This window comes from Roseibium denhamense (genome assembly GCF_009711415.1).
In the GTDB taxonomy this organism is placed as follows: Bacteria; Pseudomonadota; Alphaproteobacteria; order Rhizobiales; family Stappiaceae; genus Roseibium; species Roseibium denhamense.
This window is the reverse complement of the sequence record NZ_SMLZ01000109.1, coordinates 59,254-74,859: the sequence shown is the minus strand read 5'-3', so window position 1 is coordinate 74,859 and position 15,606 is coordinate 59,254. Positions and strand designations below refer to the sequence as shown.

The window sequence follows — 15,606 nt, the reverse complement described above, 5'->3', positions numbered from 1 at the left end:
CCTAGCCCTCCTTTTCGATTTTGGTGAGGCAGTCGCGAAGGGCTATGCCATATTCATATTTTGCAGGACAAGCAAAACCAACCAGACCCAGGTCTTCCTCGTCCAGTTCTAGGGCCCCCAGGGCCTGGGCTTCGTCAGTATCCATCACTAAGAGAGCGCGCAAAAGCTGCGTGGGAAGGAAGTCTTGCGGCATCAGCTGTTCAAATGTTCCAATCGGTACCATTGCGCGGCGCCCGCCATTGAGGTTCGAGGTCAAAGCGTACAGCTTTTTGGAAAAGGCGGAGCCTAGAACAGGCTGCAGGGCAAACTTCGATGGCATTGGACGGATCCAGCCCATCGGGATTTGTTTGTGATCCTCCTCGATCACCGTAATCTGCCGCGCATAACGGCCGAGATAGGCACTGGGACCTTCTCCCATGCGGCCGCTCAGGATTGAGCCGGAGATCAGGCGGACCGGTTCGTCTCCATCGATTTCGCCTTCGCAAAGCTCTTCCATCGACGCGCCGGCAATTGTCCGGACAAGCCGTGGATTGGTGCACCTAGGTCCGGACAGCGCAATCACTCGGGAAGGATCGCACGTCCCGGTTTCCAGCAGCCGGCCAATGGCAATCACATCCTGGTACCCGATGGTCCAGACCGTCTTCTCTGCTGTCGGAACATTCAGGAAGTGAATGTGTGTTCCGGCCAGACCTGCCGGATGGGGACCCGAGAAGCCTGCAACTTCAATACCGTCCATTTCCAGACCTGGAATGTCGGCTCCTGTCTCGCAGCAAAGATAGGTTGGGCCTTTGCTCAAGCCCTTGATGGCGTCCAGCCCTTTTTCGAAAGCAGAGCTGTTTTCAGCAATGACGACCTGCGGCTCGGCGGTCAGCGGTTCCGTGTCCATCGCCGTGACGTACAATGCCGCTGGGCGGGCCTCCGGGTCCGGAACCTTTGAGTATGGGCGTGTGCGGAAGGATGTCCAAAGGCCGGAGGCGCAGAGACGTTCAACTAGCCCGTTTGCTTCGTTGCGGTCGCCGGTATTTGAAAAGTCGACGGGTTCGGAAGCCGTGCCGTCGATTTCAATTTCGACACTGATCAAGACACGGCGGGCTCCACGATTAATGGCCTTAATGCGCCCGGTCACCGGCGATGTGACCATCACATCCGGCGTGTCCTTGTGGAAGAACAGAGGTGAGCCAATACCGACGGCGTCGCCTTCTTCAACGACGAGGCGCGGCTTCAACCCAATGTAGTCCGCGGCGATCACCGCAGCGGTCTTGACCGGCCGCCCTTCGCTGATCTCCTGAACGGGGACACCCGCCACCGGTAGATCTAGACCTTTTTTGAGTTTAAAGCTTTGCACGCATCTGGCCTCCAGAATTCGATAGGCCGCCATATGCTATGTTTTGACGAGTTGAAAAAGTTCTTTTTTGCCCTAGCGGTCCATTTTTTTGTTGAATCGGTTCTGAAAACCAAAGAAAAGCGCCACGTGACACGCGACCAATGTCGCACATGATCTATCGGAGTCAGTTACCGTGCCATCGAACATCGTATTTTCCCGACGGAGTTTCATCTTGATGTCGCTGTCCCTTGCTGCCTGCAAAGGCGGTTCGGAGCTGGTGGACTTTTCCGGATCGACGATGGGAACGACGTACACGGTCACGGGTGTCGATCATGACCGGCGTGTTGATACAGCTGCCTTGAAGGCAGCGGTTGAAAAAACGCTTCTTGATGTGAACGCGCAGATGTCCAATTGGGATCGGTCTTCCGAGGTTTCGCGTTTCAACGCGGCAACGACTACCGATCCGGTATCGGTCTCAAAGGGGCTTGCCGAGGTTGTTCGTGCCTCTCAACAGGTCAACCGCGACAGCGATGGCCAATTCGACATCACGCTTGGCCCGGTTATTGAAGCCTGGGGTTTCGGGGCACAGAACACGGGGTCCCGCGAGGCGCCAGATCAACACGTCCTCAATGCCGCGCTCGCGTCTGCCGGCAAGACCGGAGCGCTGCAACTCGATGGCAACCGCATTCGCAAACCGCATCAGGACACACAGATCCACCTGCCGTCGATCGGCAAGGGTTATGGTGTGGACCAGATGGCGGAAGTGGCCCGTTCGTTCGGGCTGTCTGATTTCATGGTGGAAATCGGTGGCGACATCTATGTCTCCGGCCGGAACGCGGACAGCATGAAATGGCAGATCGGTATTGAAACGCCGAGCGCCATGACCCGCCAGGCCTACAAAGTCGCCAGTGTCTCGAACATGGGCATGGCCACATCCGGCGACTACCGCAACTACTATGAGCGGGACGGCAAACGCTATTCGCACATTATTGATGCGCATACCGGCCATCCGATTACGCACCGCACCGCGTCGGTCACGGTGCTTGCCGATAACACCATGCTCGCAGATGCGTGGGCGACAGCCATGCTTGTTCTTGGCACCGGGCGCGGCTTGGAGATCGCCAACAAGCTCGATCTCGCGGCAATGTTCATTGACCGCAACTCAAATGACCTAAATAAAGGGTTTGTGACTACGTCAAGCGACCGCTTTGAAGCGTTGCAGGCCTGATCAACAAACCGGATTTCTGTCGTGCTGACTTTTGTGCTGGCTTTTTCATTGCTTCTGATCGCCGTCATTGGCATGTCGATCGGTGTGATTGTGTCCGGCCGTACAATCAAAGGCAGCTGCGGCGGTCTCAATGCGATCGCTGACGCGGATCATTGCCTTGTGTGCAACAAGGAAATCGACCCGGACAGCCCGCTGCGCGAGCGTCTTGCGTGCCCGAGAGCGCGGAAGATGCTTGCCGAGATGGAGAGCTGAACGGCTCGGCTAGCCGGTCAGAGGCTTGCTCATCCGTGCGCCCTTGCCGCTAGCCAGACATTGTGACCGGTACGAAACCGACAATCGCCAGCGATAATCCTGCCACAGTCCCAAACACCCAAAGCTGCCATCGCGGCCCTTCCTTGACCCAGGTCCGGCGGTATTGATATCCGGCCAGACAGGCGAGCACGAAGAGGGCCGTTGCCACCGTGGGTGTGAGTGCGAAGTCCTGCAATTTCGAACGTTCCTCAAATTTATCGAAACGGGAAGTGCCTGACCCGGAGTGTATGGGGCATTGCGGTGAAATCCCTGATTTCAAAACGCGATGTCCGGCTCAGCATTTTCACGATTTGCTTTGGCATGAATTGGGCTAAGCTGGAGACCGCCGCAATCGTTGGACCGACAGCAAGGAGCCCAAAAACAATGCCAAGCTCTTATCAGGCCCCCAGCCGCAAAGACAAGATGCAGAAAAAGACCCGGAGCCAGACGTCTACCACGAATACGGGGACAGAAACGGCGACGGTGAGCCGGCTTTTGGCGGGAAAAGGCAAGGATGTCTTTTCTGTCCGTCCGCAAAACACCTTGCTTGAGGCGGCCGAACTGCTCCGCGACAAACGCATTGGGGCGCTTGTGGTTAAGGATGCTGCTGGAAAACTGCAGGGCATCTTGTCCGAGCGCGATATTGTCCGGCGCCTCGCTGAAACGCCGGGCAAGACGCTGTCTCAAAACGTTGAAGACATTATGACGCGCCGTGTCGAAGTATGTGCGCCGGACGATGCGTTGATCTCGGTTCTGCGCAAAATGACCGAAGGCCGGTTCCGCCACATGCCGGTGGTGGAAGAGGATGCTGTCGTTGGGATCGTGACCATTGGCGATGTGGTGAACTATCGCCTGAGTGAGCTTGAATACGAATCCCTTCAGCTCAAGCAGCTGATCGTCGGCTAAGACCCGATTTTCAGGCATGGCCGGTCAAACGGCCGTGCCTCTTCCAGCAAATGACGGACGTTTTACAGCCGGAGCAACGTTTCTGAAAACAGAGCCAGTTCGCAATGCGGAACTGGCTGCGTGTCTGGCGCAAACACGGGTGTCGCTGCAACCCGGGGGATGGTATCCGGTGGGGTCGCCGCGCTCTTCGTCAAACGGCACAGCGACTTTATGCTCCAACGTAAAGTGGGATTTCCCTGCCCCAGCAGGGCATGTGCGGCAGTGCCGTATTCATTAAAATCGATATCTGCGGCGCTTGCTTCGGCGAGGCATGCGAATCAGCGGAATTTCAAAAAAAAGGTCTATTTCTACTTGCCGAAACCGGTTTCGGAACTTTCAATGTTCTGAAACGGGAGGAATGCAGCCGTGGAAACACGCGCACACAAAGTGCGTTCGGCGCTGCGCCGGCAACGCGTGACCATAAACGACGTTGCCAGTGAACTTGGCATGACCAAGAGCACAGTCAGCCGGGCGTTGAATGATTATCCGGATATCTCGGATTCCACGCGTCTGCGCGTCCGCGAGGCTGCGCGGACCCTCGGGTATCGTCCGCTGGCGAATGCCCAGGCGATCCGGACCGGGCGTTTGCGGGCCATCGGGCTCGTGCTGCAGCTAAATGAGCATGACCGGCACCGGCCGTTCCTTGCAGACTTCCTGGCCGGAATTTCGCAGGCAGCGTCAGCGGCCGGCTGGACGGTGACGGTATCGACGGCCACAAGCGACGAGGACACGTTGCGGCTGCTGAGCAATCTTGCACAGGAACACAAGGCAGACGGCTTCATCCTCCCCAGGACCCTATGGCAGGATCCCAGAATAGAGTTCTTGCGGGAGACCGACATTCCCTTTGTCCTGTATGGGCGGACCGGCAAGCCGGATGGCTGTGCGTGGTTTGACATTACCAGTGAAGCCGCGGCTGAGGACGCTGTAAAGTGCCTTTACGACCTCGGGCATCGGCGGATCGGCTTCATACCGGGCGAAATGAAATACACCCACGCGCGTTTGAAGCTGGAAGGATACAAGGCTGGCCTGAAGGCCTGCGGCTTGGCCTACGATCCGGATCTGGTTTCGGCAGCCGCGCTTAACCGCCGCCAAGGGGCTGCGACCGCAGAACAGCTGTTGTCGCAGAGATGTCCGCCGACGGCGCTTGTTTGTACGGTCGACCGGGCGGCCATCGGGGCCTATCTGGCGGCAGACCGGTTCGGCCTCAAGGTCGGGTCGGATCTCTCAATCATCTCCTATGACGGTATTGAAGAGGGCGAGTATCAGACGCCGCCGCTCACAACATTTTCCGCAAATGTTGCCGATGCTGGAGAACGGCTGACCCATCTTCTGATCAAACGGATCAATGGCGCGGCTCCCGAAAGCCTGCGCGAATTATCGCCTGCAAGCTTTGTTGCGCGCGGCTCACATGGACCGGTGAGGAAAACACCGGCTGAACTCGCAGACATAATCTCAATTGCGAACCATCAAGTGGAGGAATGACATGACCTATTTCAGCAGATTGCTGGCAACGACTGCATTGGTGCTGCCGATGAGTGTGGCAGCCGTTCAAGCCGATACGATCCGGTTCTGGACGACCGAGGAACAGCCCGAGCGCCTGGCAAAACAACAGGAAATGGCCGCAGATTTTGAACAGCAGACCGGCACGTCCGTTGAGGTCATTCCGGTCAGTGAGTCAGATCTGGGCACCCGCGCAACGGCTGCTTTTGCAGCGGGTGACCTCCCGGACGTGATCTATCACACGCTCCAATACGCATTGCCGTGGGCGGAGGCAGGCATTCTGGATACGGAAGCAGCGACCGAGGTGGTCGAAGAGCTTGGCAAGGATACGTTTGCGCAAGGCGCGCTCCAAATGGCGATCTTTGAGGGCGATTACGCTTCAGTCCCGGTTGATGGCTGGACCCAGATGGTTGTCTACCGCAAAGATCTTTTTGACGAGAACGGTTTGGCCGCACCAACCTCCTATGAAGCCGTTGAGGCAGCGCTTGAGAAACTGCACAACCCGCCGGAAATGTTCGGTTTTGTAGCTGCCACCAAGGTTGATGAGAACTTCATGAGCCAGGTGCTGGAACATGTGTTCCTGGCGAACGGTGTGTCACCTGTGAACGATGGCGGGTTTGCGCCGCTCGAGGAGGCGAAGACCATCGAGGTGCTTGAGTTCTACAAAAAACTCGCAAAGGCCTCCCCTCCTGGTGATCTCTACTGGAAGCAGTCGCGCGAGCTCTATTTTGCCGGTGATGCTGCCATGATCATATGGTCGCCCTTCATCCTGGATGAGCTTGCCGGCCTTCGCGACAGCGCGCCGCCAACCATCAATGATGATCCGACATCAAGCGAGCTGGCGTCCAAGACCGGGATCGTGACCAATTTCTCAGGTCCGTCCAACCCCGACGGCGCGGCCTGGGGCGATATCCGTTACTTCGGCATCACGTCCGACGCTGATACGGATGCGGCCATGGAGTTCGTGAAATACTCCATGGATGAGGGTTACACCCAGACCCTTTCGATTGCGCCGGAAGGCAAATTCCCGGTTCGGCGCGGCAATGCGGACAATCCGGCGGCCTTTACCGAAGCATGGTCCCAACTGCCTGTCGGTGTGGATCGCAAGGCACCGCTTGGCGATCTGTATGCTCAGGAAATGATCGATGAAATCGTCGGTGGGCTGGATGTCGCGCAACGCTGGGGTGTTGCCGAGGGCCAGCTGAGCCTGGCCTCCAAAATCATCAACAGCCAGGCGATCAACCGCGTGGTCCGTCAATTCATTGATGATGAAGTCGATGGACCGGCCGCCGTTTCTGCGATCAACGACGAACTGGCCAAAGTCCAGTAATCCCTGCCGTTCGCTGCTCCGGCACGCGCCGGAGCAGCTACATCTTGGATGACAAATGTCTGTTTCATCTCTACCGCCAAGCGGAACCACTCCGCTTGCCAAGCGGGAAGCCCGGCTCGCATGGGGACTGCTTGCGCCGACAATCATAAGTGTCGCACTGGTCGTTGTTTTGCCGCTGCTTGCAATCTTCTGGATCAGTGTGAAGCCAATAGGTCTTGCGGACCTGCGCCCGCCGCAACCCATCGCGCGCGAGTCGCTGCGTGGCAGCGATGATGATCTGCGGATCGAGTACCGCCTGCGCAACTCGAGCCAGGACCAGATCGTTGCCGATGTGGTGCTGACGGACACCATCCCGGATGATGTCGAGATCATCGGAGACCTTCCGGAAGCATGCGATCTTCAGGGCGCCTTACTGAGATGCGAATTCGGGACCATTGAAGGCGGTTTCAGAACCCGGTTGCGCCTTCCGGTGCAGGCGGCTGACGAGGAACTGGCAGAAGAACGCGTCGAGGCCAGCGAACCAGTGGTTACAGGGACGGCTGACAGCGTTCTGACCAACCTTACCTTCACCACCGATAATTTCGCGCGGATCTTCGACGGCGAAGAGTTCTGGGAAGTTCTTGGTGTCACAATCTTCTACACGGTTTTCGGGACCATCGGCGCCATTGTGGTCGGCCTTTTTGCGGCCCTGCTCCTCAACAAATCGTTCCGGGGGCAGGGGATCCTAAGAGGCTTATATCTGTTCCCTTATGTGGCCCCAGTCATTGCGGTGGCGTTTTCGTGGCTGATCCTCTTTGATCCGTTTTCCGGCAGTGCCAACGCCCTGCTGGTGCAGATGGGCGTAACGAACGAGGCCATCAATTTCTTCGGGGAACGGCCCCTCGCCCTCATCATGGTCACAGTGTTTGAGATCTGGCGGTACTTCCCCTTGTCTTTCCTCTTCATCCTGGCGCGGATGCAATCCATCGATACTGACATGTATGAGGCGGCCGATATGGACGGGGCCAGCCCGTTCCAGAAGTTCTGGTACCTCAGCCTTCCGATGCTTTTGGGCATTCTGTCCGTGCTGTTCTTGCTGCGGTTCATTTGGACGTTCAACAAGTTCGACGACATCTTCCTTCTGACCGGCGGTAATGCCGGGACCCGCACGCTGACAGTGAATGTCTATGAGCAGGCCTTTGCGATATCCAACATCGGCGCAGGGGCCGCGGTGGCAGTGGTCATCTTCTTTTGCCTGCTCGCCTTCTCGTTCTTCTTCTTCAAATTCATCAGCCGGGAGGAGGGGCTATGAGACTTCTGCAAAACGGCTATCTCACCGGTCCGCTTCTCGGGGCGCTTTGGGTCCTGACCATATCTGCAACCGTTGCCGTTGCGATGAGTTTTGCCACCGGCGATGCCTTCCGGCCGTCTGTCCTTTTGTCGCTTCTGTCAGGTCTTGCCGCCGGTGCGGTTGCGCTGTTTGGGCGGCTGCCTCAGATTGCCGCTGCACTTGCCCTGGCTGCAGCGGGGTTTGCCGGCGCCGGGCCGATGGCAACCGGTGACATCTCGGTCTTGTCGGCCTTAGTGGGCCATAGCTCGGTCGCGGCGTTCTCGATGCTGGGACTTGCCTTGATCCTCAAAGGCGCGCATCCGGGGGCACTGTCCCGGCATGAGTTTGAAGAGGCCGTCATCCGTTTCCTGACTGGTTTCGGTTACATCTTCTTCACGGCCATCGTGCTCATTCCGTTCTACGTCATGGTCATGACCAGCCTGAAGAACCAATCGGAGCTCTTGCAAAATCCGCTGGATTTCACGCTCGATTTTTCCAAAGGCTTCGGACTGCTCAGATCTTATCAGGAGCTCTTCCAGGACTTTAATTTCGGCACCTATCTGATCAACTCGTTCGGCATATCGGTGATGACTGTTTTCATCACCCTGGCCTTCAGCGTGCCTGGTGCCTACGCCGTGGCGCGGCTGAGGTTCCGTGGGCGGGCGGCATTCTCCAGATCCATTCTGCTGATCTACATGGTGCCGATGATCGTCCTGGCGTTGCCGATCTACATCGCCTTTTCCATGACCGGATTACGGAACTCCCTGTTCGGCATCGTTCTCATCTACCCGGTAACGACCATCCCCGTCGCGCTCTACATGCTGCAAGGCTATTTCAGGGGATTGCCTGCAGAAATCGAGGAAGCCGGCCTGATGGACGGCCTGTCCCGGCTGGCCGTCATTTGGAAGATAACCCTGCCCCTGGCCCTGCCGGCGCTTGCCTCGGTCTCACTCTACGTTTTCATGATCGCCTGGAACGAATTCCTGCTGGCGTTCATGCTTTTGGACGATCCGTCGAAATTCACGCTGACGCGCGGGATCGCCAGCCTCAACTCCTCTGAAATTCCCAGACAGCATCTGATGGCAGGTGCGGTCATTGCGACCGTACCGATCATGGCGCTTTTCCTGGGACTTGAACGCTTCATGACCAAGGGCCTGACAGCGGGCTCTGTCAAAGGATAATCTCATGTTGACACAAGTAAGCCGCTCGGAAGAAGCGCGGAACATCCTCATCCAGAATGACCGGGGCGGATACACGATCCCCACAGCGGGCCTTTATCCCTATCAGTGGAACTGGGACAGTGCCATCACCGCCATGGGGTTCGCCGAATTTGACATCGGCCGTGCATGGCAGGAGCTGGAAACACTGTTTTCAGGCCAGTGGGCGGACGGCATGGTTCCCCATATCCTGTTTCATAAGGCTGACGCCGGATACTTCCCGGGACCTGATGTCTGGGGTGGCACCGGACCGATCCCCTCGTCGGGCATCACCCAGCCGCCGGTTGCCGCCACGATGGCGCGGTTGATCTGGAACAAGGACCGGAGCGCGGGCACGCCGCGCCTCAAAACCCTGTGGCCCAAGTTGCGCGCCTGGCATACGTGGTTCCTGAAATGGCGTCTTGACCAGGGGGCTGTCTGCGTCACCCATCCGTGGGAGGCCGGCCGGGACAACGCGCCGGACTGGGACGGGGTTATGGAGCGGATCGATCCTGTCGGGGTTGGCGAGTATGAGCGGCGCGACACGTCTCACGTCGACGGCTCAATGCGGCCGACAAAGCACGATTACGACCGCTATATCTGGCTCGTGCAGATGGGGAACCGGCTGAAGTGGGATCAGGCAAAGCTCCTTGAGGAAAATCCATTCCGCATCGCCGATCCAACCATGACCTTCCTGCTTTTGAGAGCGCATCGGGATTTGCTGGCTGTTGGTGAAGAGTTGGGACTGCAGACGGCCGGTATGGCTGAGGAGATTGCGCTTCTTGAAAAAGGCGCTGCGACGTTGTGGAACCCGGAGCTGAAAAGCTACGACAGCCGGGATGCAAAAACCGGCCTTTGGACCGGCTGCATTTCCAATGCGTCTTACCTGTGCTGGCTTGCTGGTCTGGATAGCCCGGATCAGGCTGCTCATCTGGAACGGTCCCTTGAACGGGTGAAGTTCGGCGTTGCAAGCTACGATCCGACCGGCGAGAAATTTGACAGCAAACGCTATTGGCGCGGTCCGACCTGGGCCTTCATGAATTTCCTGATCGGTCTGGGCCTGGAAGAGCAACAGCACCCGCTCGCCCCGCGCTTACGGGCGGTGACACGCGAGGTGATCCGCCAGCATGGATTTGCAGAATACTTTGATCCAACGGATGGCTCCCCGGCTGGAGGGCAGTCGTTCACTTGGACGGCCGCCGTCTGGCTAGGCTGGGCGTCCAAAGACCTGGGAGCGGCATGATGGGGGCAATCACGCTTGAGGGCATCGAGAAGTGGTACGGTGCCATCCAGGTCATCAAGGGTGTCGACCTGTCTATCGAAAAGGGCGAATTTATCGTCTTTGTCGGTCCGTCGGGCTGCGGCAAGTCGACATTGCTGCGGATGATCGGTGGGCTGGAAGACATTTCCAGAGGTGATCTCTTCATTGATGGCACCAACCAGACAGCGGATCCGCCTGCAAAGCGCGGATTGTCCATGGTGTTCCAGTCTTATGCGCTCTATCCGCATATGTCTGTGCGCGATAATATGGGCTTCGGCTTGAAGACCGCCGGCGCTCCGAAAACCGAAATTGCCGAAAAGGTGGATGCGGCCGCAGAGATCCTGAAACTGGACACCTATCTGGACCGCAGGCCCAAGGACCTGTCGGGCGGTCAACGGCAGCGCGTTGCCATCGGACGTTCGATCGTCCGAAATCCCACGGCATTCCTGTTCGATGAACCGCTGTCCAACCTTGATGCGGCCTTGCGCGTTGAGATGCGCTACGAAATCGCCAAGCTGCATGAGCAGCTCAAGACCACGATGATCTATGTCACCCATGACCAGGTCGAAGCCATGACCCTGGCCGACAGGATTGTGGTTCTGGAATTTGGCCGCATTGCGCAGGTGGGCACACCGCGCGAACTCTATGAGCGCCCGGCAAACCGCTTTGTCGCGCAATTCATCGGCAGTCCGAAAATGAACCTTATGGCCTGCCATCATGACGATGGTCACTATGTTCTGGAGGGCGGCCGCAAGGGTGTCTATAGGGGAACGGGCCGGCCCGTTGAAGTCGGGATCCGCCCGGAGCACATTACCTTTGGAGCGCCCGGCGAAGGTCAATGCGACGGCGTTGTCGACTTTGTCGAATATCTGGGGGCCGACAGCTTTTCGATTGTTGACTGCGGGGCCCTTGGCAAAATCAATGTCCGCACCGTGGGCGACGCATTGCATGAGGAAGGCGAGGCGGTGAGCCTGGCCTTTGCGCCGGACCGCACCCATTTCTTTGGTGAAGACGGCGAACGCGTTTAGGCGTCTGTTTTGGCGCCCTTGTGTCGGCGACGGGCTTATAGCTGGCGGGTGCCTTCCCGCGCGCCGGTGCACAGCCGTTGTGAAATAGCTCATCGTTGTGGCACTGGCGGCGATTTGGTACGATGAGTGATTGATTTCGCCGATGAACGACAACCCAAGCCGGGAGGATGCCGCCTTCAACTGGAGCAAAAGAGAACAGCAGTTCAAGGAGTGGCGCCGCGCGCTGGATGAACTGTCTTCACTATCGAGCACCGCGGCTCGGGAAACAGTGGTCGAGCTGCAAAAGCAGATCGACGGCGTGACAAAGATCTACAACAGGGCCAAGGCCGACGTTGAGAGCGGCAAGGACATTGATCGGGCGGCTGTCAAAGCCGAGCTTCACAAGTCCTTCGACGCCGTGGACCTTGCCTTTGAAAAAGCGGCCCACCGGTTTCAGGTGTCCGCGCCACGTGTGGAGCGGGCACCCGAGGCTGTGTAGACCTTGGTCCTTGTGCGATCATAATCGATGCTGCGCCTGGGGCTGAGGGAGTTTTGAACTCAGAAAATGACCGGCAGAGGCATCCTGCGCTTCTGCCGGTTTGTCTTTTCCGGTGGCATTTTTTCGCATGAATGCGGTGCCGTCTGTCGGCCCGGCAACGCAACGTGAACGTTTTCATGGCAAGGTCGCTTATGAATAACCGCCCGCTCTGCCTTTCAAACTGCTCACAGGACGCTTGCGGGCTACCATTTGCCATTGGCGAAAATCGCAGCAGTTAACGCAATGTCAAAAGCTTGGCCCGTGCTATGCGGAACGTGACGGTCTCACCGCCCCCAACGAAGAGTTTTTGATGCCGATCAAGCAGCTGCGATCCTCTTTTAAAATCCAGCGTGTTGAGGCACTGGTTGACCCGCTTCAAGATATTGAGGACACGGACCCGCCCCAGAATCTATGGCCGTTTCTGCGCTGGGCTCTTGCGGGCGCACGCCGCCCGGTGATCCTGCTTGTGGCGTTTTCGCTGGCTTTTGGCATCGTCGACGCGGCCTTCGCTTATTTTATTGGAGAACTTGTGGACCGGGCGACGCTCGCCGGGCCACCTGCGGTTCTTGCCGACGGATGGCCGTTTCTCTTGTTTTTGGCCGGGTTTGTGGTTCTGGCAAAGCCGATTGCCCAGCTTGGAGGGAGTGCCATTCAGCTGCTCTCGGTCGGGCCGGGGCTTTATCCGCAAATAGCCTGGCGGCTTCATCGCCGGACGCTTGGGCATTCCATGCGTTTTTTTGAAGATGATTTTGCAGGCCGGATTGTTCAAAGGCAGCTACAGACCGCGCAAGCGGTCACCGATCTGGTTCTTGATGCTGTTATGGCAGCTGGATTGCTTGTGGCCTATGTCATTGCGATGATCGCGCTGCTGGGCACTGCGAACCCATGGCTTGCGGCCATTGTTGTGATTTGGGTGGCGGGATTTTTGGGCACTTTGTGGTGGTATGTGCCCCAAATTCAAATGCGCGCAAAAGACCAGGCCGAGGCACGGGCAGGAATCACCGGGCAGTTCGTGGATTCGCTCGCGCATATGAAAACCGTTAAACTCTATGCCCATGCCGCTCTGGAAGAGACGGCAGCGAAAGGCGTGGTTCGCCAGTATCGCAACGTGTCCTTGGCATTTGGCCGTGACATGCTGGCCATGCGCGCCGTGCTGACCCTCCTTAACTCCCTTGTAATCGTTGCAATGATCGGCGCGTCGGTCGTCCTGTATTCCCAGGAAACAGCCTCGGTTGGCGTAATCGCCCTGTCTACGATTTTGACCCTTCGGCTGACCCAAATGTCGCGCTGGGCGTCCCAAACGGCAATGGCCATTTTCAATGCGCTCGGCACGATCGAGGACGGTGCTGCGGCGCTTTCAGAAGCTGGAAGTCCTGCGAGCGCCGGTGCGTTGGTTGATGATCATGCATCGCAAGGGGCAATCACCTTCGAGAAGGTGACGTTTGGCTATGATGGCCATATTGGCGCCGTCCGGAACCTGTCATTTCGTGTGTCGCCACAAGAAAAGGTTGGCCTTGTCGGCCGGTCGGGTGCGGGAAAGTCAACAGCGCTGTCGCTCCTGCTTCGCCTTTATGATCCACAATCCGGCTCCATCACCATGAACGGGATTGATACGCGGGCATTTGCGGTCGACGATCTTCGGCGGAACATTTCGATGGTGTCGCAGGAACCGGAGATTTTCAATCGCAGCGCTCTGGCGAATATCCAGTATGGCAAGCCGGAGGCCACGCTGGACGAAGTCATGGCCGCTGCGCGCAGCGCGCGGGCACATGACTTTATTGAAGCGTTATCCGATGGCAACGGCCGAACCGGTTATGACGCGCATCTCGGCGAGAACGGTGTGAAACTCTCCGGCGGTCAGCGTCAGCGCGTAGCTCTTGCGCGGGCAATTTTGAAGGACGCACCGATTTTTATCCTCGATGAAGCGACAAGTGCGCTCGATTCCGAAGTTGAGGATGAGATACAGACAGCGCTTCTGGAGTTCATGAGACGCAAGACCGTGATTGCGGTCGCGCACAGGCTGTCGACACTGACCGCAATGGACCGGATCCTCGTAATGGATGCGGGTCAGATCGCCGAAGAAGGAACGCATGCCGAGCTGCTGGCAAAGGGTGGCGTGTACAGTGAACTGTGGAAGCGCCAATCTTTAAAAACTCCCCAGTCGCCATGACCACTGGTTCTCCAGGCCTGGAGAGTTAAAGCCAGGATCTGCGCCATGAACAGGCTGCCGTCAATGGAAGGAAAAACAAGGAGCGACATGGGGTGGCGGAATTGCGAATTCTTTAGCGGGGCAAGGGGGCCATGTCACGCAGATTGCCAAGACAGCACTTCGGCAAGCCTTCATGATTTGAAGGTGAGCGCTTGGAGTTCACGCATAAAAGCGCTAGAGAAGCGGCAGTAGGGGCGCACCATCACCGCGATTACCCCCGCAGCCAGGGATTTGCAGTTTAGCAAAAAGACATGAAAAGACTGGTCTTTTACTTCCCTGGGTACGACAAACGCCCAATACGCCACACGTTTCCGCTGTTCCGGACGGAGTGCCAACGGTTCTTCAAGATCCGCGGTGTAGCGGGCGCCCTGGGAGACCCTCATGACAGTCAAATACCTTTTGACGGCACAACGGCCTGGGAGGGGCATGCCGACTGGCCCGAGGGGCACGTCGAAACACAGTTTGTCCAGCTTAACTGGCAGGACCTGATCCAACCGGATTTCGAACGCTCCTGGCCGCGTACCGTCCGCGACGGGATCCGCTCCTTCGCCCTTTATGCTCGGGCTGGGGGATATTCAGCGGCCTGGAAGAGCAACTGGGCTCATGCCGTTTTCTGTCTTTACCCTGCAATCGGGTTGTTGCTGTATCTGATCATCAGCTTTTTGCCACCGCTCCTTCTGGCGTTCACGCTGCCAAGTGCAATCGCGGGGATCCACTCCATTTCGCATGCGGGCCTCATCTTCTGGGGCGTTTTTCTGGGGGCTAGCCTTGTCTGGATGATCTCAACCTATGCATTCATGCAGTGGCTCGAGACGAACTCCTATTTCCGTTATCTGGTGAACAGCTGGTACTTCATCGAGCGGCTTGCCCGCAATGAACACCATCCGATGTCGGAACGGATTGAACACTATGCCGACTTGATCGTGGCCAGGTCCGAAAACGCCACTGAGGAAGAAGTGGTCTTGGTGTCGCACAGCTGCGGCACCTTTGTTGCGGTCTATATTCTGGCTGCGGTCCTCCGGCGCAAGCCCGATTTCGCCAGCCGCAAAGGGGGCTTTGCCTTCGTCACGCTTGGACCGGCCTTCGAGTGTATCGGTGGTTACGGCGCGCAGCATGGTTTCGGTGATGCGATGGCGACTGTGGCCCGCTCAGGTGCCGATTGGACGGATCTGTATTCACCGCACGATCCGATCTGCGGCGGCCGCACGCCGCCGGTTGCCCGCTACGCGGCACTCACGAAAGCCGACGGCAAAAAACCGGAGCCGAGGCGTTTCAGCATTTGCATTCCAGACCGTATGGAACCCGCCACCTTTCGTCATCTGCGATACAGGTTCTTCAAGCTTCACTTCTGCTATTTTTTTGCGTCCGTAAAGCCGGGCCTGTTTGATTTTTACAGACTGACGCTTGGGCCAAAGCCCGCCGTGGACCAGCTGAAGGCGTGGAACGACGGCCGAGACTAAAGCTTGGT

General features: G+C 57.7%; 14 protein-coding genes. 12 read left to right on the top strand and 2 right to left on the bottom strand.

Annotation, left to right across the window (positions count from 1 at the left end; genetic code table 11):
- Window position 1 precedes the first annotated feature (1 nt).
- Complete coding sequence (locus E1180_RS12755; protein WP_283404403.1) at window positions 2-1,345, bottom strand: Na(+)-translocating NADH-quinone reductase subunit A; 1,344 nt, start codon at window positions 1,343-1,345, stop codon at window positions 2-4.
- A 214-nt stretch (window positions 1,346-1,559) separates the two neighbouring features.
- On the opposite strand from E1180_RS12755, the gene E1180_RS12750 reads away from it, so the two are divergent.
- A complete protein-coding gene (locus E1180_RS12750; RefSeq protein WP_155191569.1) occupies window positions 1,560-2,552 on the top strand; it encodes an FAD:protein FMN transferase in 993 nt (330 codons plus the stop codon).
- A gap of 21 nt (window positions 2,553-2,573) precedes the next feature.
- Complete coding sequence (nqrM, locus tag E1180_RS12745) at window positions 2,574-2,804, top strand: (Na+)-NQR maturation NqrM (protein ID WP_283404402.1); 231 nt, start codon at window positions 2,574-2,576, stop codon at window positions 2,802-2,804.
- A gap of 49 nt (window positions 2,805-2,853) precedes the next feature.
- Here nqrM and E1180_RS12740 read toward each other — a convergent pair whose 3' ends face one another.
- A complete protein-coding gene (locus E1180_RS12740; RefSeq protein WP_155191568.1) occupies window positions 2,854-3,039 on the bottom strand; it encodes a hypothetical protein in 186 nt (61 codons plus the stop codon).
- A 188-nt stretch (window positions 3,040-3,227) separates the two neighbouring features.
- Here E1180_RS12740 and E1180_RS12735 point away from each other — a divergent pair, with 188 nt between their 5' ends.
- The 10 genes from E1180_RS12735 (at window position 3,228) to E1180_RS12690 (ending at window position 15,598) form a co-directional block, all read left to right on the top strand.
- Complete coding sequence (locus E1180_RS12735; RefSeq protein ID WP_155191567.1) at window positions 3,228-3,749, top strand: CBS domain-containing protein; 522 nt, start codon at window positions 3,228-3,230, stop codon at window positions 3,747-3,749.
- Window positions 3,750-4,154: 405 nt separating this feature from the next.
- On the top strand, window positions 4,155-5,270 hold the full coding sequence (locus E1180_RS12730; protein WP_208997116.1) for a LacI family DNA-binding transcriptional regulator: 1,116 nt from the start codon (window positions 4,155-4,157) through the stop codon (window positions 5,268-5,270).
- 1 nt (window position 5,271) lies between these two features.
- Window positions 5,272-6,618, top strand: coding sequence for an ABC transporter substrate-binding protein (locus tag E1180_RS12725; protein ID WP_155191566.1), 1,347 nt, complete (start codon window positions 5,272-5,274; stop codon window positions 6,616-6,618).
- Window positions 6,619-6,673: 55 nt separating this feature from the next.
- Window positions 6,674-7,909 (top strand): carbohydrate ABC transporter permease, encoded by a 1,236-nt coding sequence (locus E1180_RS12720; protein ID WP_155191565.1) that lies wholly within the window; start codon window positions 6,674-6,676, stop codon window positions 7,907-7,909.
- Window positions 7,906-9,108, top strand: coding sequence for a carbohydrate ABC transporter permease (locus E1180_RS12715; RefSeq protein ID WP_155191564.1), 1,203 nt, complete (start codon window positions 7,906-7,908; stop codon window positions 9,106-9,108). Before E1180_RS12720 ends, E1180_RS12715 begins: the two co-directional genes overlap by 4 nt.
- A 4-nt stretch (window positions 9,109-9,112) precedes the next feature.
- The gene (locus E1180_RS12710) at window positions 9,113-10,366 is read left to right on the top strand and encodes an MGH1-like glycoside hydrolase domain-containing protein (RefSeq protein ID WP_155191563.1); all 1,254 of its coding nucleotides are present in this window, start codon (window positions 9,113-9,115) and stop codon (window positions 10,364-10,366) included.
- Window positions 10,366-11,412, top strand: a complete 1,047-nt coding sequence (locus E1180_RS12705; protein ID WP_155191684.1) for an ABC transporter ATP-binding protein — start codon at window positions 10,366-10,368, stop codon at window positions 11,410-11,412. Before E1180_RS12710 ends, E1180_RS12705 begins: the two co-directional genes overlap by 1 nt.
- 142 nt (window positions 11,413-11,554) lie before the next feature.
- Window positions 11,555-11,890, top strand: coding sequence for a hypothetical protein (locus E1180_RS12700; protein ID WP_155191562.1), 336 nt, complete (start codon window positions 11,555-11,557; stop codon window positions 11,888-11,890).
- A gap of 349 nt (window positions 11,891-12,239) precedes the next feature.
- Window positions 12,240-14,099, top strand: a complete 1,860-nt coding sequence (locus E1180_RS12695) for an ABC transporter ATP-binding protein (protein WP_155191561.1) — start codon at window positions 12,240-12,242, stop codon at window positions 14,097-14,099.
- 290 nt (window positions 14,100-14,389) lie between these two features.
- Window positions 14,390-15,598 carry an ABC transporter ATP-binding protein gene (locus E1180_RS12690; protein WP_155191560.1) on the top strand — a complete coding sequence of 403 codons (1,209 nt, stop codon included), beginning with the start codon at window positions 14,390-14,392 and terminating at the stop codon, window positions 15,596-15,598.
- Window positions 15,599-15,606: the final 8 nt, after the last annotated feature.

Excerpts from the sequence above, each read along its gene's own strand:
- E1180_RS12750 (WP_155191569.1), top strand. The coding sequence starts at position 1,560 with ATGTCGCTGTCCCTTGCTGCCTGCAAAGGCGGTTCGGAGCTGGTGGAC.
- E1180_RS12735 (WP_155191567.1), top strand. The coding sequence starts at position 3,228 with ATGCCAAGCTCTTATCAGGCCCCCAGCCGCAAAGACAAGATGCAGAAA.
- E1180_RS12725 (WP_155191566.1), top strand. The coding sequence starts at position 5,272 with ATGACCTATTTCAGCAGATTGCTGGCAACGACTGCATTGGTGCTGCCG.
- E1180_RS12720 (WP_155191565.1), top strand. The coding sequence starts at position 6,674 with ATGTCTGTTTCATCTCTACCGCCAAGCGGAACCACTCCGCTTGCCAAG.
- E1180_RS12715 (WP_155191564.1), top strand. The coding sequence starts at position 7,906 with ATGAGACTTCTGCAAAACGGCTATCTCACCGGTCCGCTTCTCGGGGCG.
- E1180_RS12710 (WP_155191563.1), top strand. The coding sequence starts at position 9,113 with ATGTTGACACAAGTAAGCCGCTCGGAAGAAGCGCGGAACATCCTCATC.
- E1180_RS12705 (WP_155191684.1), top strand. The coding sequence starts at position 10,366 with ATGGGGGCAATCACGCTTGAGGGCATCGAGAAGTGGTACGGTGCCATC.
- E1180_RS12700 (WP_155191562.1), top strand. The coding sequence starts at position 11,555 with ATGAACGACAACCCAAGCCGGGAGGATGCCGCCTTCAACTGGAGCAAA.
- E1180_RS12695 (WP_155191561.1), top strand. The coding sequence starts at position 12,240 with ATGCCGATCAAGCAGCTGCGATCCTCTTTTAAAATCCAGCGTGTTGAG.
- E1180_RS12690 (WP_155191560.1), top strand. The coding sequence starts at position 14,390 with ATGAAAAGACTGGTCTTTTACTTCCCTGGGTACGACAAACGCCCAATA.